Source organism: Phycicoccus sp. CSK15P-2 (assembly GCF_016888005.1).
Classification (GTDB): domain Bacteria; phylum Actinomycetota; class Actinomycetes; order Actinomycetales; family Dermatophilaceae; genus Phycicoccus.
In genome coordinates this window covers 65369-84521 of sequence record NZ_JAFDVE010000010.1, presented here as the reverse complement: position 1 = coordinate 84521, position 19153 = coordinate 65369, and the positions used below count along the sequence as shown (strand labels likewise).

General features: G+C 72.5%; 18 protein-coding genes, 3 tRNA genes and 1 riboswitch. Of the genes, 16 read left to right on the top strand and 5 right to left on the bottom strand.

Annotation, left to right across the window (positions count from 1 at the left end):
• The first annotated feature begins 36 nt into the window (after positions 1–36).
• The 5 genes from hemG to JQN72_RS06845 all read left to right on the top strand — a co-directional run bounded on the left by hemG (position 37) and on the right by JQN72_RS06845 (position 3744).
• Entirely contained in the window at positions 37–1476 is a 1440-nt protein-coding gene (hemG, locus tag JQN72_RS06865) for a protoporphyrinogen oxidase (RefSeq protein ID WP_204134423.1), read from the top strand.
• Complete coding sequence (gene hemQ / locus JQN72_RS06860) at positions 1473–2198, top strand: hydrogen peroxide-dependent heme synthase (RefSeq protein WP_204134422.1); 726 nt, start codon at positions 1473–1475, stop codon at positions 2196–2198. Before hemG ends, hemQ begins: the two co-directional genes overlap by 4 nt.
• A gap of 113 nt (positions 2199–2311) precedes the next feature.
• Positions 2312–2659, top strand: coding sequence for a hypothetical protein (locus JQN72_RS06855; protein ID WP_204134421.1), 348 nt, complete (start codon positions 2312–2314; stop codon positions 2657–2659).
• Positions 2659–3402 carry a WXG100 family type VII secretion target gene (locus JQN72_RS06850; RefSeq protein WP_204134420.1) on the top strand — a complete coding sequence of 248 codons (744 nt, stop codon included), beginning with the start codon at positions 2659–2661 and terminating at the stop codon, positions 3400–3402. The genes JQN72_RS06855 and JQN72_RS06850 overlap by 1 nt, the downstream gene beginning before the upstream one ends.
• A gap of 3 nt (positions 3403–3405) precedes the next feature.
• Entirely contained in the window at positions 3406–3744 is a 339-nt protein-coding gene (locus tag JQN72_RS06845) for a hypothetical protein (RefSeq protein ID WP_204134419.1), read from the top strand.
• 26 nt (positions 3745–3770) lie between these two features.
• On the opposite strand, the gene msrB is transcribed toward JQN72_RS06845, so the two are convergent.
• Positions 3771–4208: a peptide-methionine (R)-S-oxide reductase MsrB gene (msrB, locus tag JQN72_RS06840; RefSeq protein WP_204134418.1), complete on the bottom strand. Its 438-nt coding sequence runs from the start codon at positions 4206–4208 to the stop codon at positions 3771–3773.
• A 109-nt stretch (positions 4209–4317) separates the two neighbouring features.
• On the opposite strand from msrB, the gene JQN72_RS06835 reads away from it, so the two are divergent.
• Together JQN72_RS06835 and JQN72_RS06830 are read left to right on the top strand one after the other, a co-directional pair.
• Positions 4318–6486, top strand: coding sequence for an ATP-dependent DNA ligase (locus tag JQN72_RS06835; RefSeq protein WP_204134417.1), 2169 nt, complete (start codon positions 4318–4320; stop codon positions 6484–6486).
• Positions 6483–7664 (top strand): alpha/beta fold hydrolase, encoded by a 1182-nt coding sequence (locus JQN72_RS06830; protein ID WP_307812479.1) that lies wholly within the window; start codon positions 6483–6485, stop codon positions 7662–7664. The genes JQN72_RS06835 and JQN72_RS06830 overlap by 4 nt, the downstream gene beginning before the upstream one ends.
• A 29-nt stretch (positions 7665–7693) precedes the next feature.
• Here JQN72_RS06830 and JQN72_RS06825 read toward each other — a convergent pair whose 3' ends face one another.
• The gene (locus tag JQN72_RS06825; RefSeq protein WP_204134416.1) at positions 7694–8434 is read right to left on the bottom strand and encodes a dihydrofolate reductase family protein; all 741 of its coding nucleotides are present in this window, start codon (positions 8432–8434) and stop codon (positions 7694–7696) included.
• A 38-nt stretch (positions 8435–8472) separates the two neighbouring features.
• On the opposite strand from JQN72_RS06825, the gene JQN72_RS06820 reads away from it, so the two are divergent.
• The 7 genes from JQN72_RS06820 to JQN72_RS06790 all read left to right on the top strand — a co-directional run bounded on the left by JQN72_RS06820 (position 8473) and on the right by JQN72_RS06790 (position 12345).
• Entirely contained in the window at positions 8473–9435 is a 963-nt protein-coding gene (locus tag JQN72_RS06820; protein WP_204134415.1) for a polyphosphate kinase 2 family protein, read from the top strand.
• A gap of 177 nt (positions 9436–9612) precedes the next feature.
• Positions 9613–10746 carry a YihY/virulence factor BrkB family protein gene (locus JQN72_RS06815; protein ID WP_204134414.1) on the top strand — a complete coding sequence of 378 codons (1134 nt, stop codon included), beginning with the start codon at positions 9613–9615 and terminating at the stop codon, positions 10744–10746.
• Between the two features lie 107 nt (positions 10747–10853).
• A tRNA-Gly gene (locus JQN72_RS06810) sits at positions 10854–10926 on the top strand.
• Positions 10927–10948: 22 nt separating this feature from the next.
• A tRNA-Cys gene (locus JQN72_RS06805) sits at positions 10949–11019 on the top strand.
• A gap of 16 nt (positions 11020–11035) precedes the next feature.
• Positions 11036–11110, top strand: a tRNA-Val gene (locus tag JQN72_RS06800).
• Positions 11111–11273: 163 nt separating this feature from the next.
• A complete protein-coding gene (locus JQN72_RS18695) occupies positions 11274–11759 on the top strand; it encodes an AIM24 family protein (protein ID WP_255541736.1) in 486 nt (161 codons plus the stop codon).
• Positions 11760–11799: 40 nt separating this feature from the next.
• Positions 11800–12345, top strand: a complete 546-nt coding sequence (locus JQN72_RS06790) for a hypothetical protein (RefSeq protein WP_204134412.1) — start codon at positions 11800–11802, stop codon at positions 12343–12345.
• 23 nt (positions 12346–12368) lie between these two features.
• Here JQN72_RS06790 and JQN72_RS06785 read toward each other — a convergent pair whose 3' ends face one another.
• Both JQN72_RS06785 and JQN72_RS06780 read right to left on the bottom strand, forming a co-directional pair.
• Positions 12369–12683, bottom strand: coding sequence for a multidrug efflux SMR transporter (locus tag JQN72_RS06785; protein ID WP_204134411.1), 315 nt, complete (start codon positions 12681–12683; stop codon positions 12369–12371).
• A 10-nt stretch (positions 12684–12693) separates the two neighbouring features.
• A riboswitch (guanidine-III (ykkC-III) riboswitch) is annotated at positions 12694–12757 on the bottom strand.
• 251 nt (positions 12758–13008) lie between these two features.
• On the bottom strand, positions 13009–13878 hold the full coding sequence (locus JQN72_RS06780) for a helix-turn-helix domain-containing protein (protein ID WP_204134410.1): 870 nt from the start codon (positions 13876–13878) through the stop codon (positions 13009–13011).
• 300 nt (positions 13879–14178) lie between these two features.
• Here JQN72_RS06780 and JQN72_RS06775 point away from each other — a divergent pair, with 300 nt between their 5' ends.
• Together JQN72_RS06775 and JQN72_RS06770 are read left to right on the top strand one after the other, a co-directional pair.
• The gene (locus JQN72_RS06775) at positions 14179–15708 is read left to right on the top strand and encodes a M4 family metallopeptidase (RefSeq protein WP_204134409.1); all 1530 of its coding nucleotides are present in this window, start codon (positions 14179–14181) and stop codon (positions 15706–15708) included.
• A 181-nt stretch (positions 15709–15889) separates the two neighbouring features.
• Positions 15890–17809: a glycoside hydrolase family 15 protein gene (locus tag JQN72_RS06770; protein ID WP_204134408.1), complete on the top strand. Its 1920-nt coding sequence runs from the start codon at positions 15890–15892 to the stop codon at positions 17807–17809.
• Between the two features lie 34 nt (positions 17810–17843).
• Here the strand turns inward: JQN72_RS06770 and JQN72_RS06765 are convergent, their stop codons facing one another.
• Positions 17844–19064, bottom strand: a complete 1221-nt coding sequence (locus tag JQN72_RS06765; RefSeq protein WP_204134407.1) for a CynX/NimT family MFS transporter — start codon at positions 19062–19064, stop codon at positions 17844–17846.
• Between the last annotated feature and the right edge of the window lie 89 nt (positions 19065–19153).

The following is a 19153-nucleotide window of genomic DNA, read 5'->3' as shown; positions in this document are numbered from 1 at the left end:
GACGGCCGGTTCCGGCACGCGTGAGACTCTGAGGCCATGTCCTCCGCGCCCGTGACGACCCGACCGCACGTCGCCGTCGTCGGCGGGGGTATCGCGGGTCTCGCGGCGGCACTGGAGGTGCTCGACGCCCTCCCCGACGCAGCCGTCACGGTGCTGGAGGCCGGCGAGCGGACGGGGGGCAAGCTGCGCTCCGAGTCGGTCGCGGGCCACCGGGTCGACGTCGGCGCCGAGTCCGTCCTCGCCGTCCGCCCGGAGGCCGTCGACCTCATGGCCAGGGTCGGTGGGGGCGACGACGTCGTGGCGCCCGCGACGACGAGCGCCTCGGTCTGGTCCCGGGGGGCGCTGTACCCGATGCCGCGGGCGACGCTCATGGGGGTGCCCGCCGACCCGTTCTCGGCGCGCGGCATCCTCACCGACGACGAGGTCACCCGGCTCGCCGACGAGCAGCCGTGGGCGGGGGGTGCACCGAGCGGGGACGTCTCGGTGGGCGAGTACGTCTCCGCCCGGCTCGGCCCGGCAGTGGTCGACCGCCTCGTCGAGCCGCTGCTCGGTGGGGTGTACGCCGGCCACGCGCGGCGGTTGTCGCTGCAGGCGACGATGCCGGTGCTCTGGGAGCGGGCGGTCCGCGGTGAGAGCCTGCTCGGGGGACGGCCGGCTGCGCCGTCCGCCTCCGACGGGTCCGCGCGCCCGCCGTTCGCGGGCCTCGTCGGCGGTCTCGGCCGGCTCGCGTCGCTCGTCGAGGACGCCCTGCGCGCTCGTGGCGCGCTCGTCCGCACCGGCGCCGTCGTCCGGGGTCTGGAGCGCGTCGGCGACCGATGGCGGCTCGTCGTCGGCTCCGCCGCCGCGCCCGACGCCGTGGAGGCCGACGCCGTCGTGCTCGCCGTCCCGCCGGCTCCCGCAGGCCGGCTGCTGGCCGGGCACGCGCCGGAGGCGTCCCGCCTGCTCGGGGAGGTCGAGACGGCCTCGACGGCCGTCGTGACGCTCGCCGTCCACCGTGCGGGTCTGACCGACGTGACGGGCTCCGGGGTGCTCGTGCCACCGGTCGAAGGGCGGGTGGTCAAGGCGTCGACCTTCTCCTTCGCCAAGTGGGCCTGGGTCGGCGCGCTGTCCCGGGACGTCGTCCACCTGCGCGCCTCGGTCGGCCGGGCGGGGGAGCACGCCGCGCTCCGGAGGGACGACACCGAGCTCGTCGGGCTGGCCCGCACGGAGGTCGGCGAGCTCCTCGGCCGACCGCTGCCTCCCGTCGTCGACCACCACGTCCAACGGTGGGGGGGAGCCCTGCCGCAGTACGCCGTCGGTCACGTCGGGCGGGTCGCCGCGGTCCGCCGCGACGTCGCGCGCCTCCCGGGCGTCGAGGTCGCCGGGGCCTCCTACGACGGCGTCGGCATCCCCGCGGTCATCGCCTCCGCGACGACGGCCGCACACGCCGTCGCCCACCATCTGTCCACCGCCGCCTCCCGAGGAGAAGCACGATGAGCACCCCGTCCCGTCCGAGCACGGGCAAGCCCGGCGCCGCCCGGATCCGCGAGATCAACGACACCATCCGGTACTCGATGTGGTCGGTGTTCGCACTCGCCGAGCCGCTCGGCGACGCCGATCGCGACGCACTCGCCGGCGAGGTCGAGGCGCTGTTCGACGAGCTCGGCGCGCGGGACGTCGTCGTCCGCGGCCTGTACGACGTCGCGGGCCTGCGGGCCGAGGCCGACCTCATGGTGTGGTGGCACGCCGAGACGATCGAGGCGCTCCAGGACGGCTACCACCGGCTGCTGCGCACCGTGGTCGGGCAGGCGCTCGAGCCCGTGTGGTCGGCGGCGGCACTGCACCGGCCCGCCGAGTTCAACAAGAGCCACATCCCCGCGTTCATGGCCGACGAGGAGGCACGCGACTACGTATGCGTCTACCCCTTCGTGCGCTCCTACGAGTGGTACCTGCTCCCGGACGAGGAGCGGCGTGCGCTGCTCGTCGAGCACGGCAGGATGGCGCGCGACTACCCCGACGTGCGGGCCAACACCATCGCGTCGTTCGCGCTCGGGGACTACGAGTGGGTCCTGGCCTTCGAGGCGGACGAGCTGCACCGCATCGTCGACCTCATGCGCGAGCTGCGGGCCTCGGGCGCCCGGCGGCACGTGCGCGAGGAGGTGCCGTTCTACACGGGCCCGCGCGTCGAGGTCCGTGACCTGGTGGCCCGCCTCCGCTGAGACCGCTGCCCGAGGGTCGTCCGTTCGACCGGTGGGGGAGCCGTCCCCATCGATCCGGGGGGCGTCCTGGGGCACGATGGCGCCGACCGGCGCACCGACCACGGAGGGGACACATGCGGGACCAGGACACCCACGGCAGCGGGAGCCGCAACGAGCGGTTCTCCGTGCGGCCCGACGCCCTGACGCCGTTGCACGAGGCGCTCGACGAGCTGCGGGCCGACGCCGACAACGCCGTGGCGTACGTGCAGGCCCACGGGGACGTCGACTCGTCGGGCAGCGGGCTCATGGTCAAGCTGGCCGATGTCGCGCTGGCCTCCCAGGACCGGCTCACGGACGTCTTCGGGCGCCTGTCGGAGATCTCGGGACGCGCCGCCGACGAGGTCGTCGCCTCCAAGCGGGAGTACCGGTCGACCGACCGCGACGCCGCGAGTGCCATCGACAGCTCGTACTGGAGCCGTTGATGGCGTACACGCCGGCGGGCGGCGGAGGGTACGACCCGAGCGGATGGCTGTTCGAGCCGTCGCCCGAGGAGGCAATCCCCGCCGAGTGGGACGCCATCCTCGGGGCCCGCGACAAGGTTCCCTCGCTCGGGAAGTTCGCGCTCACCGCGTGGACCCACATGGGTGGGGACGACATCCCCACCGCGTGGTCCGACATGCTCGCGGGCGACTGGCAGGACGTGTCACGGACCGCGGGGGCCTATCGCAACCTGTCGAAGTTCTGCGAGACCTATGCCGACAAGCTCGACTCGGGCGTCGGGCTCGCGCGGAGCGGGTGGAAGGGCGAGGCGGCCGACGCCATGGGCGTCTACTTCGCCGGCCTCTCGGCCCAGATGCGCGGTCTGTCCGCGGACCTCGACCACATCGCCGACAACTGCAACGAGATGGCGTTCGGCGTCTACGAGTGCGGCAAGTCCGTCGAGGACGGCATCGAGGCGGTGTTCGACCTCGTCCTGTGTGCGGCGGCCTCCCTCGCAGCGGCCGCCGCGACCTCCTGGACCGGGGCGGGTGGTCTCATCGGCAGCGGTGCGGCGGCCGCGTCCATCGCCGCGGCGGTCCTCAAGGTGAAGCAGGTCGTCGACGCCATCGACGCCGCCTTCCAGATCGCGAACGCCTCGCTCGGCGTCGTGGTCGTGTACAGCGCCAACCTCGACTCGGCGCTGCACGTCTCGCTCCCCGGCGACTACGACAACAAGGCGGTGTAGACCGTGACCGACCGACCGTCCCACGGACCCCTGCTGCCCGGCCTGGCCGACCGGCCGGACCTCGACCGCGCCCTGCGGCGCTCGCTCGAGACGCTGCGCGACGCGGCCGACCCGCCGGTGGCGGACCGCCTCCGCGCGGTCCTCGAGGGGAGGGCGTCGCTGCGCGACGTCGCCCGCGAGGGTGCGGTCGGGTCCTTCGTCGGACCGCTGGCCGACGCCGGGTGGGAGCGCTACGAGCAGATGTCGGACACCGAGATCGAGGAGGCCCGCCGCACGGTGGAGGGCGGCCCCGACACCTCGGAGACCCCGCCGGCGCCACCGGGGCCGGGCGGGACGTGGTGAGCGCCGGCCGCTGACGCCGCGACGGCTCAGCCGGCCCCGGCGTCGGTGGGGTGCAGGGTGAGGCTGATCGAGTTGATGCAGTAGCGCTGGTCGGTGGGGGTGTCGTAGCCCTCGCCCTCGAAGACGTGGCCGAGGTGGCTGCCGCACGTGGCGCACCGGACCTCGACGCGCACCATGCCGAGCGTGCGGTCCTCGATGAGCTCGACCGACTCACCCGCCAGCGGCGTGTAGAAGGACGGCCACCCGCAGTGGCTCTCGAACTTCGTGTCGGACCGGAAGAGCTCGGTGCCGCAGGCCCGGCACGCGTAGACGCCCTCGGTCCTCGTGTCGGTGTACTCGCCCGTGAAGGGTCGCTCGGTGCCGGCCTCACGCAGCACCTGGAACTCCTGCGGCGAGAGCTGCTCGCGCCACTGCGCGTCGGACTTCGTCACCGTGTACTCGCGGTCGGTCGGCTTCATCGTCATGTCCGTCCCAACACCGGCGGCGCGTCGATGGTTCCCGCCGCGGCCGGCCGAATGGGCCGCGTCATCTCCCGTGACACGGCGGTCGGTGCGGCTCAGTAGGCTCGCGCTCATGGCCGATGCGCAGATCGTCGAGGTCGAGGGCCCGAAGGGGGGCCGGGAGATCCGGCTCAGCAGTCCCGACCGCGTCATGTGGCCGGACGCCGGCATCACCAAGGGCGACCTCGCGGGCTACGTCATGGCCGTCGGCGACGCGCTCGTCCAGCACATCGGCGACCGTCCGGTCACCCTCCAGCGCTTCCCCGAGGGCATCGAGGCCGAGGAGTTCTACCAGAAGAACCCGCCCAAGGGGATGCCCGACTGGGTGCGCACCACGCGCTGTCGCTACCCGAGCGGTCGGCGGCACGACCAGGTCGTCGTCGACGAGGTCGCCACGGCGGTCTGGGCGGTCCAGATGAACACCGTGACGTTCCACCCCTGGCCGGTGCGGACGGCCGACAACGACAACCCGGACGAGCTGCGCATCGACCTCGACCCGCAGCCGGGCCGGACGTTCTCCGACGCGGTCGAGGCCGCCCAGGCCCTGCGGGAGCTCATGGCCGAGCTCGGGCTGACCGCCTGGGCGAAGACGAGCGGCAACCGCGGCGTGCACGTCTACGCCCGGGTCGCGCCCACCCACGAGTTCCTCGACGTCCGGCACGGCGTCATCGGCATCGCCCGCGAGCTCGAGCGCCGGCTGCCCGACCTCGTCACGGCGTCGTGGTGGAAGGAGGAGCGTGGCGAGCGGGTCTTCGTCGACTTCAACCAGGCCTGCCGCGACCGCACGATCGCCTCCGCCTACAGCCCGCGGCCGCTGGCCGGGGCTCCGGTCTCGATGCCGGTCACCTGGGAGGAGCTCACGACCGTCGTTCCCGGGGATTTCACGGTGCTCACCGTCCCGGACGTCCTCGAGGACCGCGGCGACGCCTGGGCCGGCATCGACGACGCGGTCGGTGACGTCGCGTCCGCCATCGCCCTGTGGGACCGGGACGTCGCCGAGCGGGGTCTCGGCGAGCTGAGCTTCCCTCCCGACTACCCCAAGATGCCCGGCGAGCCGCCGCGGGTGCAGCCGTCCAAGCGGCGCCAGGACAAGGCGGACGACGAGTACATGGCTCCGAAGGCGGAGCGCGACGCCGCGCTGCGCGAGGAGTGGGGGATGCCGGTCGTCCCGCCGGTGCCGCCCATGCTGGCGAAGCCGGTCAAGGGGCTGGATGCCAAGGCGCTCCAGGACACCGAGGTCGTCTACGAGCCGAAGTGGGACGGCTTCCGCTCGATCGTGTTCCGGTCCGGGGACCGGGTCGAGATCGGCAGCCGCAACGAGAAGCCGATGACCCGCTACTTCCCCGAGCTCGTCGAGGCGGCGTTGGCCAACCTGCCCGACCAGTGCGTCGTCGACGGCGAGATCGTCGTCGTCCGGCCGGGGGAGGACCGCCTCGACTTCGAGCTCCTGAGCCAGCGCATCCATCCCGCGGCCAGCCGGGTGACGAAGCTGTCCACGGAGACCCCGGCCCGGTTCGTCGCCTTCGACCTCCTGGCCCTCGGCGAGGACGACCTCACGGGCCGTCCGTTCGCGGAACGTCGTGCCCTGCTCGAGGAGGCGCTGGGTGACGCACGGCCGCCGGTCCACGTCACCCCGGCGACGACCGACCGGGAGACCGCCGCCCGGTGGTTCACCGAGTTCGAGGGTGCGGGGCTGGACGGTCTCGTCGCCAAGCCGGCGGACGGCACGTACGAGCCGGACAAGCGCACGATGCTCAAGGTCAAGCACGAGCGCACCGCCGACTGCGTCGTCGCGGGCTACCGGGTGCACAAGTCGGGCCCGGACGCCATCGGCAGCCTGCTGCTCGGCATCCACGACGCCGAGGGCTCGCTGCTCTCGGTCGGGGTCATCGGGGCGTTCCCCATGGCCCGCCGCACGGAGCTGTTCGAGGAGCTCCAGCCGCTCGTCACGGACTTCGACCACCACCCGTGGGCGTGGGCGAGGCAGGTGGAGGGCACCCGCACCCCGCAGAACGCCGCCGGCAGCCGGTGGGCCGCCGGCAAGGACCTGTCGTTCGTGCCGCTGCGCCCCGAGCGGGTCGTCGAGGTCCGGTACGACCACATGGAGGGCGTGCGGTTCCGGCACACCGCGCAGTTCGTCCGGTGGCGGCCCGACAAGGACCCTGCCGACTGCACCTACGACCAGCTCGACGAGCCCGTGTCCTACGACCTCTCCGCCGTCCTCGCCGGCGAGGGCCCGTGACCACGGGGCGCAGCGGGCCGAGCCGCGCCAAGGTGGCCGCGGTCGCCGGTGCCGCGGTCGGCGGCACGACGGTCGTCGCGTCCGCGGCCGGGTCGCTCACCGCGGCCGCGTACTTCGCCCGCCGGGTGCTCACGCCGGACGCCCACCGACCCGACGATGTCGTCGTGCGGTGCGCGGACGGGCGCGCCGTCGTCCTCGACACGAACGCAGAGACCGTCGTCCCCGGGCGCTACGGCCTGTGGACCTCCGGTGGCGCCGGGCACGCCAGGCTCGGCGACGTCCTCGAGCTCGATGCCGCCGCCGGGCTCGTGACCCGCGAGCTCCTCGGGGTCGACGCAGGTGACATCGGCCCGGGCCCGGCCCGATGGAACCAGTACTTCTACGCGGCGCCGCCCGACGACAGCCTCGGCCTCCCGACCGAGCACGTCACGTACGACGGCGAGCTCGGCTCGATGCCCGCGTGGCTCGTCCCGCCGCCGGGGGGGCCGGGCTCGCGGTGGGCCGTCCTCGTGCACGGCCGGGGCGCGCGCCTCGAGGAGGCGCTGCGGATGATCCCGCCGCTGCACGCCCAGGGGTGGACCTGCCTCGTCCCGAGCTACCGCAACGACCACGGGGTGCCGGCCGGGCCGGACGGCCGCTACGCGCTCGGGCTCTCGGAGTGGCGCGACGTCGACGCCGCCCTCGGGTACGCCGCCGCGCGCGGGGCCACGGAGATCCTGCTCGGCGGCTGGTCGATGGGTGGAGCGATCGTCCTCCAGCTCCTCGACCGCTCGCCCCGGGCGGAGATGGTGTCCCGGGTCGTCCTCGACGCGCCCGTCGTCGACTGGGGTGACGTCCTCGCCCACCACGCCCGGGAGCACCACATCCCGCGCCCGGTGGGCTCGCTCGCCCGCGCGATGATGCGTCAGCGGTGGGGGCACCGGCTCGTCGGCGTCCACGAGGGCGTCGACCTCGCGCTCACCGACTGGGTGCACCGCGCGGACGAGCTGCGCCACCGGGTGCTGCTCATCCACTCGGCCGACGACGAGTTCGTCCCGTTCGGGCCGTCCCTCGCCCTGGCGCAGGCCCGCCCGGACCTCGTCACCTTCGAGGAGTGGCGGCTCGCGCGGCACTGCAAGGAGTGGAACACCGAGCCGGCGCGCTGGGAGGACCTCGTCGCCGCCTACGCGGCCGGCTGAGCGTCGTCGGCGGAGCCGCCGCCCACGGGTCAGCGCGTCCGCCACAGCCCGCAGAGCGTCCCGGACTCCTCGAGGAGCAGGTGGGGCCGCAGCGCGACCCCGTCCGGTGCCGTGAGCGGCGGGCCGGCGACGATCCGCGGGTTGTCGCCGCCGACGACGCGCGGGACGAGCGAGAGCGCCATCTCGTCGACGACCCCGGCCGCGAGGGCCGTGCCGAGCAGTGACGGGCCGCCCTCGAGGAGCACCCGGCGCAGCCCGCGCTCGGCGAGGGCGTCGAGAGCCGCGGGGAGGTCGACGGTGTCGTCGCCGCGGACGAGGACGTTCTCGTCGCCGAGGACGGAACGGGCGCGGCCCAGCCTGCGCTCGCCGGCCGCGGAGCAGGTGACGAGCAGCCCGGCGCCGCGGCCGTCGGTGGGGGTGCGTAGCCCCTCGGGCACCCGGCCGCTGCGCGTGACGGCGACGAGTGCCGCGGGCACGGGGGAGCGGCGGGTCGGGGACAGCCGGGTGTACCCCTCGTCCCGGACCGTGCCGGCGCCGACGAGGACGGCGTCCGCGTGGTCCCGCAGCACGGCGAAGACGCGGTGGTCGGAGGGGGTGTTGACCGAGCCACTGCGTCCGTCGGCGCCCGTGGCCGAGCCGTCGAGCGTGCTCACCATGTTCGAGCGCACCCAGCGGCGGCGTGCCGGCGGCGCGTAGAGACCGACGAGGTCCGCGGCGGTCACCCGGGCTCCGGGCGAGGTGGGTCGGCGGGGGTCGAGGAGCACGCGCACCGCCCCATCCTCGCAGCGCAGGTGTCAGGATGGCCGGCATGGGCAAGGGGAAGAAGACGAAGAAGAAGCAGGTCGACGCGGCCGAGCTCACCGGCAAGGCGAAGCGCAAGGCCGAGCGGAAGAAGGCCGAGGCAGCGGCCGCCCGGCGGGACGACGCCGTCGAGGCACGCTCGTGGTCCGATGTCCTGCGCGCCGAGCCGGGCGTCTCGCTCGCCGAGCTCGACCCCCGCTCGACCCCGGGCTTCGACGGGAAGAAGAAGGACGCCGAGGAGGTCATGGCAGAGCTCCAGGCCCGGCTGACCGACCTCCAGGAGCGGCTGTTCGCCGAGTCCAGGGGTGGCGGCGAGCGCTCGGTGCTGCTCGTCATCCAGGGCATGGACACCGCCGGCAAGGGCGGGGTCATGCGGCACGTCGTCGGGGCGGTCGACCCACAGGGCGTGAAGATCACGGCGTTCAAGGCGCCGAGCGCCGAGGAGCGGCGCCACCCGTTCCTGTGGCGGATCCGCAAGGCGCTGCCCGGCCCCGGGATGATCGGCGTCTTCGACCGCTCGCACTACGAGGACGTCCTCATCGTGCGGGTCCACGACCTCGTCCCGCGGGCGCAGTGGTCGCGTCGCTACGCGCAGATCAACCGCTTCGAGGAGGAGGTCGTCGACACCGGGACGACGGTCGTCAAGGTCATGCTGCACATCAGCAGCGACGAGCAGAAGGAGCGCCTCGGCGAACGGCTCGACCGCGGCGACAAGCACTGGAAGTTCAACCCCGGGGACATCGACGAGCGTGGCCACTGGGCCGAGTACATGGAGGCCTACGAGGCGGCCCTCGAGAAGTGCTCCACCGGCGTCGCGCCGTGGCACGTCGTCCCGGCCGACCGCAAGTGGTACGCCCGGCTCGCCGTGACGAACCTGCTGCTCGAGGCGCTCGAGGGGATGGACCCGCAGTGGCCGGAGGCCGACTTCGACGTCGAGGAGCAGAAGGAGCGCCTCGCGAGGACCCCCTGAGGTCCGTCCCCGGGGTACGGAGGCACGGCGGGCCTGCGCGTCGGTGCCGGGCGGGCGGAAGTGGCTCCGCCGGCGGTGTCACGGGACCGGGACCGTCGTGGTCGGCACGCGGCGGACACTGTTTCGTGACCTCGTGGGTGCGGACCGTTGGGGTGCCGGGCGGATACCGTGGGCCACATGACGGACGCGAAACGACGCGTGCGCAGGGCCGTGGCGCGGGTCCCGGGGGCACTCACCCTGGCCCGCCTCACCGTCGTGACCACCAGGGTCTGCCTGCGTTACCGCGTCACCGGCCTGGCTTCGGAGGCCGGCTTCTTCGCGCTGCTCTCGCTCCCGCCGCTCGTCCTCGGGCTCTTCGGTGGCCTGGGCTACCTGCAGAGCGCGTTCGGCCGCGACACGGTCGACGAGGTGCGCCGGGCGATCCTCGTCTACGCCGAGCAGTTCCTCACCCCGCAGGTCATCGACTCCGTCCTCGGGCCGACGGTCGACGACGTGCTCGACGGCGGCCGCGCCGACCTGCTCTCGATCGGGTTCGTCCTTTCGCTGTGGTCGGGCTCGCGGGCGCTCAACGTGTTCGTCGACACGATCTCGATCATGTACGGCCAGTCGGGTGTGCGCGGCATCGTGCAGACCCGCGCCCTGTCGTTCTCGCTCTACGTCATCTCGCTCGTCCTGGGGATCATCACGATCCCGCTGGTCCTCCTCGGCCCGACGATCATCGAGGGCTTCCTGCCCGACCCCTGGGACCCGATCGTGCTCCTGTACTGGCCGCTCGTCACCGTGCTCACGGTGGGTGGCCTCACGAGCCTGTACCACGTGTCGACGCCGCGCCGGTCGCCGTGGACCCGGGACGTGCCCGGTGCCGTGCTCACGCTCGTTATCTGGGCCATCGCCTCGTTCGTCGTCCGCGGGTCGATCGCGGCCTCGCTCGGCGGGTCGTCCATCTACGGGCCGCTGTCCGCGCCGATCGTCATCCTCATCTGGCTCTACGCGCTGGCGATCGCCGTGCTGATCGGGGCGGCGCTGAACGCCGCGATCCGCGAGCTGTGGCCGCACGAGGAGGGCAGGGCGCTGCACACGAGGCTCATCGACCGGGTGCAGCAGCTGCTCGGCCGGGCGCGCCGTCGGGGGCCGGTCTGGAGCGACCCGTTCGAGGGGTACGCGAGCTCCGAGACCCTCGACGACGACCTCGACCTGCGGTCGCTGCGCGAGGCGGCGAACCGGCCGCTGACACCCCTGGCGAGCGCCAACGCGAGCCGCGAGGAGGTCGCCGCGCCGGACACCGTCGGAGCGGTCGAGTCCGACCGCTGAACGGGTCGTCGACCGGGCCTGCGCCGGTTTGGAAAACGTCCGGCGGATCGGCTACTGTCTCGGAGCACGCCGAGAGGGGTTCCGAAAGGGGACACCGCCCGGCGCGCGCGGATGTAGCTCAGTTGGTAGAGCGCAACCTTGCCAAGGTTGAGGTCGCCGGTTCGAGGCCGGTCATCCGCTCGGAGGGTTTAGCCGCCCCCACGGTGGAGTGGCCGAGAGGCGAGGCAGCGGCCTGCAAAGCCGCGTACACGGGTTCAAATCCCGTCTCCACCTCGAGTAGTAACCCCACGGGCGATTGGCGCAGTGGTAGCGCGCTTCCTTGACACGGAAGAGGTCACTGGTTCAAACCCAGTATCGCCCACCATCACGAACGGCCCCTGGCCTGCGGAGACGTAGGACAGGGGCCCGTTTTTATCGCCCATCGTGTCCGATGCTTCCGGCAGGTCCCGACCACTGGCGAGCGAGCGGTAGCGGGCGAGTCTTCCGCACCGGGGTGACGTCGCGGTGCACCCAGCGGCGTGTGACGGATGGCGGTAGCGTCTCGTCATGCGCGGAGACCTCCTGGGTCGGGCGGAACGACACGGCGAGCCGGGACGGTTCATGCTCCAGAACCCCCGGATGCTCAAGGTGGACCTCACCGGCACCGGGGGCTTCTTCTACGCGATGCAGGGGTCGATGGTCCCCCTACCAGGGGGACGTCGACTTCTCGTACGAGGGCGCCGGCGGGGCGGCGAAGCTGTTCAAGCAGGCGCACGACGTTCTCCGGGTCGGGAATGGTCGCGGTGCTCACCTACGGGAACCCGGTGCTGCGGGTGGACATGCCGACGTTCGTCGACATGCAGTCGGCGGTGCTCTGGTCCGGGGGCCTGCAGTCGTCGGTCCGCAAGACCGCGAAGCTCGGCGCCGTCGTCGGTCGCGGGTCGGGAGAGGCGTACCAGCTCGCGCTGAGCGGCGAGGGCATCGTCGTCGTCCAGACGTCCGAGGGGCACCCGGCCCCCTCGTCCGGCTCCTGAACCTCGCCGAGTGGCTGCACGGGAACACAGAAGGGACAGCATGGAAGGTTCGTCATCGATCGTCGTCCTCGGTGTCATCGCGCTGATCGCCCGCGAGCTCAAGCGCGGTCGGGAGATCGTGCGTTCGGATCTGGGCTTGCAGGAGCGCCTGGCGTCGAACGAGCGCTTTCGGACGGTGCGGATGCAGGCGCTCGAGCCGGTGTTGGCGCTGGTCATCGTGGGGTCGTTGTTGGCGGAGGACATCGCGCACACCCCGCTGCACCTGGGGGTGGCGCTCGCCGGAGCAGTGATCGGCGCGGTGTTCGGGCTGTATCGGGCGCGGAGCACGTACGTGGGGTCGGTGCCGGAGCACAAGGGACTTGTTCTCCGGTACAGCGTCGAGTCGGTCGCGGCGCTGGGGTTGCTGATCGTCGTCAAGCTAGTCGCGGAGCTGGACGCCCTGCCCGAGGGGACGGTGTTCGCGTCGATCGTCGCGCTGCTGTTGGGCTTTCTGCTCGTGGAGTCCGGCGCGCGGGTCGTCACTCTGGTGCGGTACTACCGACGCGACGCCGCGGCCGAGGCGCTGGCGGAGACCGCGGCCGACTGACACCTCCCACGCGCGGGCCGGCGTCAGTGAAGGAGCTTCAGGCCGACGACGCAGCCGACGATGCCGACGAGGAGCAGGATCTTGACGACAGAGGCGGTCTCGGCGCCGGTAGCCATCGCATACCCCACGGTGAGTGCCGCCCCGATACCGACCCAGACCGCGTAGGCCGTGCCGACGGGGAGCCCTTTCATCGCGTAGGCGAGCCCGCCCATGCTGAGGAGGAGGGCGACGCCGAACACCACGGAAGGTATCGGGCGGGTGAAGCCCTCGGAGCGGGAGAGGGCGGTGGCCCACACGGCCTCGAGGATCCCGGAGATGACAAGAACGAGCCAGGACATGGTGGTCTCCTCGGCACCGTCTTGTCGCTGACCGGGTACGGCACCCCTCGTCCGGAGACCCATCTGGATCCTGCCTCGATGATCTCAACGGCGTGGCCCTGGGCCAAATCGGGACGTGGTGACCTCGGTCTCCATGTCCTCCGGCTGACAGGACGAGGCGGTGGCGGCGGATCGACGACAGCGGGCTCGCGCGGACGCTGGGCCTTTGCCAGGGCGTGGTCGGGCTGAGACCATTCTCAGGTACAGGGGTTGGGATCCCGGTGTCGCCCACCATCTCGAACGGCCCCTGGCTTGCGGAGACGCAGGTCAGGGGCCGCTCGTCGCGTCAGGGACGCGCGCGGGCGACGCCGTCCTCGTGCGGTGTGCGACCCCCGCTCGCCTCGGCGGACATCGATGCCAGCAGCGCGAGCTTCTCGGCTGCCGCGCTGCCGACGTCCGCGTGGTAGATCACGAGCATCATGCGGTCGGTGCCGCCGATGAGGAGCTTCTCGCGGATCAGCCGGAGCTCTCCCACCTGGGGGTGCATGAAGGGGACGACCCCGCCCTGCCGGGGCCCGACATCGTGTCGTGCCCACAGCCTGCGGAACAGCGGGCTCGCCAGGGACAGCTCGCCCACCAGCTCGATGACCCGGGGGTCGTCGGTGTCCGAACCGACCGACGCACGGAACCCGGCGACCAGCCCCGCGGCAGCGCGGTCGTGCTGCGGGAACATGGCCTGCTCCTGCTCGTCGAGGAACACGTCCCGTAGCCGGTTGCCGCCCACCTCCAGGCGGGGTGAGAGCGCCACCGCGAGCCGGTTGCTGGCCAGCACGTCGAGGTACCGGCCCTCGACGAACGCCGGCATCGACAGCGTCGCGACGAGGGACAGGGTGCCCTGCGGCACCACCTCACGTCTCACCCGGCGGGTGCGCCGGGGCCTCTCGGCCCGCAGACCGAGCAGGTACGAGGTGCTCTCGTCGTCGAGCTGCAGGGCGGTCGCGAGGGCCTCGAGCACCTGCGCGGAGGGGTGCCGGTCGCGACCCTGTTCCAGGCGCAGGTAGTAGTCGGCGCTGATGCCGGCGAGCATGGCCACCTCCTCGCGACGCAGACCCTGCACCCTCCGCGGCCCCAGCGTGGTGATGCCGACCTGCTCGGGCGACACGAGCCCCCGGCGGGCACGCAGGTACGCGCCGAGGTGGTTCACGTCGAGGGCCATGGTCGTCACGGTAGCCGCCGGTGCGCCTCGGATCCTGTCCCTGTCACCCCCAGGGAGGGAGGGGGCGGATGCCCCCCGGGTCCGCCCCGGCCATGACCTCACCGACCGCCCGTGGTGTCCGCCCACGCCCCGGATGCTGCCGGTTCCTCGTCATGACACACCGGCTCGACGTGCGGTCCGCTCCCTGTTGGTCGAGCATTCACATCTGTCCACTTCGATGGGAACGGCCGCGCATCCACGGCCGCTCGACCTGCCCGGTCCCGTTGCGCGGGAGGGCCTTGCACGAGATGGGAACAGCACATGAACAGATCGATCCTGGCTCTACCCTCCACGGTGGTCCTCTGCGCGAGCGCACTGGTCGCCCCCACGGTGGCGCCCTCCGTCGCGGCCGAGCCCTCGCCGAAGGCCCTGGCCCAGAACCGCGCGGCCGCCTGGGTGGCCGACCATCCGAGCACGATCGAGAAGGCCACCCGTGACGTCGTGCACCGCGTGGGTACCTGGCCCGGTGGCGCCGGCATCCACACCGTGGCCTACGAACGCACCCACGACGGTCTGCCCGTCATCGGCGGAGACTTCGTCGTGATCACCGGGAGCGACGGGTCCGTGATCGGCTCGACGGTCGCCCAGGAGGCGCCGGTGAGACCGGCCACCACCACACCGCGCATCATGGCGAAGACCGCCGCTGCCACGTCTCGGGACGTGCTCGACGAGGTGGCCGACGTCGGCGAGCCACAGCTGGTCCTGTGGCACCGTGACGGAGGGGCCGAGCTCGCCTGGGAGACCGAGGTCCGGGGCGTCGACGCCGGCATGCCCTCCCAGCAGCTGGTCTACGTCGACGCGGGCACCGGTTCCGTCCTGGAGACCGCAGAGCTGGTGGCCGCGGGTACCGGCACCGCCGCCAACTCGGGCCCCAACCCGGTGACCTTCCCCACCAGGAACAGCGGTGGCACCTACGTCATGCAGGACCCCGACACACCCTCACTGAACTGTCAGGACTACACGACGAGAGAGATGTTCACCGGACCCGACGACGTCTGGGGCAACGGCGACCCCGCCGACAAGGAGACCGCGTGCGTCGACGCCCTCTACGCTGCCCAGCAGATGGCGGGCATGCTCGCGCAGTGGGCGGGCCGCGACGGTGTCGACGGTTCCGGTGGCTTCGCCCCCATGCTCGTCGGACTCGACGACGAACGCTTCATCGGTGCCTTCTGGTCCCGGAGCGGGGTGTCCATCGGTTACACCGGCACCCCCGAGCACCACTGGTCGGCATCGGTCGACGTCGTCAGCCACGAGCTCGGTCACGGCGTCGACGACTACACGCCCAGCGGCCTGTCCCGCAGTGGTACGAGGGAGTTCGTGGCCGACGTCTTCGGCGCATCCGCCGAGTGGTACGACGCCCAGCCCGCGCCCTACGACACCCCGGACTGGACGATCGCGGAACAGGTGGACTTCTACGGCGAGGGTCCGATCCGTGACATGGCCGACCCCGCCTCGAAGGGACAGCCGGCCTGTTGGTCGACCGCCATCCCGTCGTCCTCGCCCCACCGCGACGCCGGACCGGGCAACCACTGGTTCTACCTGCTCTCCGCGGGCGGCACCTCGCGGTGCAACGGCGACGTGGTCACCGGCATCGGCGTCGCCTCCGCGATCCGGATCTTCTACAACGCGATGCTGATGAAGACCAGTGCCTCGTCCTACCTGACCTACCGCACCTGGACCCTCACCGCGGCGAAGAACCTCGATCCCAGCTGTCGAGCCTTCACCTCGGTGAGGGCTGCCTGGGACGCGGTCGACGTGCCGGCCCAGCCGAACGACCCGACCTGCGGGTGACGCCCGCGCCGCCGTGGGTCGCGGCGTGACCCGTCGTCCAGGACCGGAGCACCGGGCCAGGACGACGGGTACCCACGATCGTCGGGACGCAGACCCGGTGGAGCTGCTGCCCACGCACGGCGCGGACGGGCGAGAGCGGGTTTCCCTTGCAGGTTCCCCAGCTCACCGAGATGCTGGGCCGATGAACGGCGACAGGCCGCACGCGACCACCCCCACCCCGGTCGCGGACACCGTGCCCATCGGCGACTACGGGTTCCTCAGCGACGGCGAGGTGTCGGCGCTGATGTCACCCGGCGGCTCCGTCGACTGGATGTGCGTGCCGCGGTTCGACTCCCCGAGCGTGTTCGGGGCCGTGCTCGGGAAGCGGGCGGGCCGGTTCCGGCTCACGCCGCTCGACGTGCGCGTCCCGGCCGACCGCCGGTACCTGCCCGGGACGATGGTGCTCGAGACGAGCTGGGGCAGCCCGACCGGGTGGATGATCGTGCGTGACGTCCTGCTCCTCGGGCCGTGGCACCACGAGGAGGACCGCTCGCGCACCTATGCCCGCACCCCGACCGACTACGAGGCGGAGCACATCCTCCTGCGCACGGTCCGATGCGTGACCGGCGAGGTGCAGACCGTCATGGACTGCGAGCCGGTGCTCGACTACGGCCGCTCACCGGTGACCTGGGAGTACACCGGGGAGGGCTACCACCAGGGTGAGGCCCGCGCCGAGGGGTCGGACGTCCGGCTCACCCTGACGACCGACATGATGCTCGGCTTCGAGGGCGGCCAGGCCAGCAGCCGAACCTTGCTCAAGGCCGGCGACACCCGGTTCGTGGCCCTGTCGTGGGGCGGCGCCGTCCCGCCGACGACCTACGAGGAGGCGTACGCCAAACAGGTGTGGACGGCACACCACTGGCAGCACTGGCTGGCCCGCGGGCGCTTCCCCGACCACCCCTGGCGCAGCTACCTGCAGCGCAGTGCCCTCACGCTCAAGGGGCTCACCTACGCCCCCACCGGGGCGGTGGTCGCCGCGGGCAGTGCGTCACTGCCCGAGACCCCCGGAGGCAGCCGCAACTACGACTACCGCTTCAGCTGGATGCGTGACTCCACCTTCGCGCTGTGGGGGATGTACTCGCTCGGGTTCGACTGGGAGGCCGTGGACTTCTTCTCCTTCATCGCCGACCTCGCCGAGCGCGACGACGACCTCCAGATCATGTACGGCATCGGTGGGGAGTCCGAGCTCACCGAGGAGGAGCTGGACCACCTGCCCGGGTACGCGGGGTCACGACCGGTGCGGATCGGCAACGCCGCCTACGCCCAGCGTCAGCACGACGTCTGGGGCGCGCTGCTCGACTCGGTCTACCTGCACGCACGGGCCGCGGACCACCTCGACAACCGCATCTGGCCCATCCTCGACGTCCAGGTCGCCAAGGCCCTCGAGCACTGGCGGGAGCCGGACGCGGGGATCTGGGAGGTCCGGGGCGAGCTCCAGCACTTCACCTCCTCGAAGATCATGTGCTGGGTCGCGGTCGACCGCGGCGCAAAGCTCGCCCGGACGAGCGGTGAGACCGCGAAGGCGCAGGAGTGGGAGCGCGCCGCCCAGGAGATCAAGGACGACATCCTCGAACACGGCGTCGACGACCGTGGCGTCCTCACCCAGTACTACGGCAGCAGTGCCCTCGACGCCTCCCTGCTCCTGGCGCCGCTCGTCCGCTTCCTGCCCCCTGACGACCCACGCATCCGGGCGACGGTCATGGCGATCCGCAAGGAGCTGACGGTTGACGGTCTCGTCCTGCGTTACAAGGTGGAGGAGACCGACGACGGGTTCAGCGGCGAGGAGGGGTCCTTCACGATCTGCTCGTTCTGGCTGGTCTCGGCGCTGTGCGAGATCGGGGAGTTCCGCAAGGCCCGCAAGCTGTGCGCCAAGCTGCTCTCGTTCGCCGGCCCCCTGGAGCTGTACGGCGAGGAGATCGACCCGCACAGTGGCCAGCATCTCGGCAACTTCCCCCAGGCGTTCACCCATCTCGCGCTCATCAACGCCGTGCTCCACGTCATCCGCCTGGAGGCGCAGAGCGAGGGGAGCGCCGGAGAGACGGCGCCGGCCCCACCGGGGTGAGGCGTCGATGGCCCGGCGGACGCCCGGACGCGGGTCAGCGAGGTGCGACGTCGGGGACGGCCCTACGCTGCACCTGCAGCACGGCGGTGACCGACAGGACGGCGTAGAGAGAGGTCGTGCCGACGAGGAGGAGCAGCGGCACGTCCCACGCCCCGGTGACGGTGTGGAGCGCGCCGAGGGCCGGGCCGGCGCCAGCCGCGGCGACGTAGCCGAGGCTCTGCACGAGCGCGGACATGCCCGCCGTCTCGCGGGAGTCCCGTGCGGCGTACGCGACCGTGCTGAACACGACGACGAAACCGCCGGCCTGCGCGACCCCGCCGAGCGCCAGCCAGAGGCTGAGGGCACCGGGAGCGAGGACCACACCGACCGACAGCGACACCCACAGGCTCCCCACCACGGCGGCCGTCCAGCGCGGGTCGGTGAGCCGCGCGAGCACGGGTACGAGCAGGCTGCCGAGGATGCCCCACGCCTGGAACGTGGAGGCCAGGGCCCCCGCACCGGTCGGGGCGGAGCCGGTGGTGTCGACGAGGTACGTGGGCAGCCAGGTCGTGAACCCGAAGTAGGAGAACGCTTGCACGCAGAACGTCAGCCCCAGCAGCCAGGTGACGCCGAGCCGCGTGACCGGCCGCGAGGGCGCGCGCTCGGCCGGGGCGGGCGAAGCCCGATGGTCCTCCGGTACAGCGGGCCTGCGGCGCAGGATGACCGCCCAGACGACGAGACCCACGACGGCGAGGGACGCCCAGGACGCCAGCGCGCCGGGCCAGCCGACGAGCGCCGCGAGCGGCGCGGTCGCGAGCGTCGTGAGCAGGGTGCCGACGTTGAGCACCGCGGCGTAGAGACCGGTCATCGCCCCCACCCGGGCTGGTGCGACGTCTCGCTGGATGAGGACCGGCACGACGATGTTTCCCACGGTGATGGCCACGCCGAGACCGATGGTGCCGGCGAACACGGTCGGTGCCGTCGGGACCGACCGCACGAGCTGGCTCACCAGCACCCCGCCGAGCGCGAGGACCACCGCGGCCTCCGGTCCCAGACGCCGGATGACCAGTGCGGCGGCGGGGGAGAGGACCGCGAACGCGAGGACGGGCAGGGTGGCGAGAAGGCCGGCGCCTCCCCGGCCGAGACCGAGGTCGTCGGCCACCTGCGAGAGCACCGGCGTCACCGCGACGATCGGGCCACGCAGGGAGAGCGCGAGGACGACGATGCCCAGCGCGACGACGCCGACGGCAGGACGGTGCGAAGGCGCCGTTCGCATCTGCACCTCCACGTCTCACCGGCGGACGCCGGGGCGGGGGACGGCGCCCGACGGACGCTACCCGCCGGTCCGCAGGCGGCGCCCGGTGG

What these genes read in the sequence shown, in the direction of transcription:
- hemG (WP_204134423.1), top strand. Translation starts at nt 37, where the DNA reads ATGTCCTCCGCGCCCGTGACGACCCGACCGCACGTCGCCGTCGTCGGC.
- hemQ (WP_204134422.1), top strand. Translation starts at nt 1,473, where the DNA reads ATGAGCACCCCGTCCCGTCCGAGCACGGGCAAGCCCGGCGCCGCCCGG.
- JQN72_RS06855 (WP_204134421.1), top strand. Translation starts at nt 2,312, where the DNA reads ATGCGGGACCAGGACACCCACGGCAGCGGGAGCCGCAACGAGCGGTTC.
- JQN72_RS06850 (WP_204134420.1), top strand. Translation starts at nt 2,659, where the DNA reads ATGGCGTACACGCCGGCGGGCGGCGGAGGGTACGACCCGAGCGGATGG.
- msrB (WP_204134418.1), bottom strand. Translation starts at nt 4,208, where the DNA reads ATGACGATGAAGCCGACCGACCGCGAGTACACGGTGACGAAGTCCGAC.
- JQN72_RS06835 (WP_204134417.1), top strand. Translation starts at nt 4,318, where the DNA reads ATGGCCGATGCGCAGATCGTCGAGGTCGAGGGCCCGAAGGGGGGCCGG.
- JQN72_RS06820 (WP_204134415.1), top strand. Translation starts at nt 8,473, where the DNA reads ATGGGCAAGGGGAAGAAGACGAAGAAGAAGCAGGTCGACGCGGCCGAG.
- JQN72_RS06815 (WP_204134414.1), top strand. Translation starts at nt 9,613, where the DNA reads ATGACGGACGCGAAACGACGCGTGCGCAGGGCCGTGGCGCGGGTCCCG.
- JQN72_RS18695 (WP_255541736.1), top strand. Translation starts at nt 11,274, where the DNA reads ATGGCGGTAGCGTCTCGTCATGCGCGGAGACCTCCTGGGTCGGGCGGA.
- JQN72_RS06790 (WP_204134412.1), top strand. Translation starts at nt 11,800, where the DNA reads ATGGAAGGTTCGTCATCGATCGTCGTCCTCGGTGTCATCGCGCTGATC.
- JQN72_RS06785 (WP_204134411.1), bottom strand. Translation starts at nt 12,683, where the DNA reads ATGTCCTGGCTCGTTCTTGTCATCTCCGGGATCCTCGAGGCCGTGTGG.
- JQN72_RS06780 (WP_204134410.1), bottom strand. Translation starts at nt 13,878, where the DNA reads ATGGCCCTCGACGTGAACCACCTCGGCGCGTACCTGCGTGCCCGCCGG.
- JQN72_RS06775 (WP_204134409.1), top strand. Translation starts at nt 14,179, where the DNA reads ATGAACAGATCGATCCTGGCTCTACCCTCCACGGTGGTCCTCTGCGCG.
- JQN72_RS06770 (WP_204134408.1), top strand. Translation starts at nt 15,890, where the DNA reads ATGAACGGCGACAGGCCGCACGCGACCACCCCCACCCCGGTCGCGGAC.
- JQN72_RS06765 (WP_204134407.1), bottom strand. Translation starts at nt 19,064, where the DNA reads ATGCGAACGGCGCCTTCGCACCGTCCTGCCGTCGGCGTCGTCGCGCTG.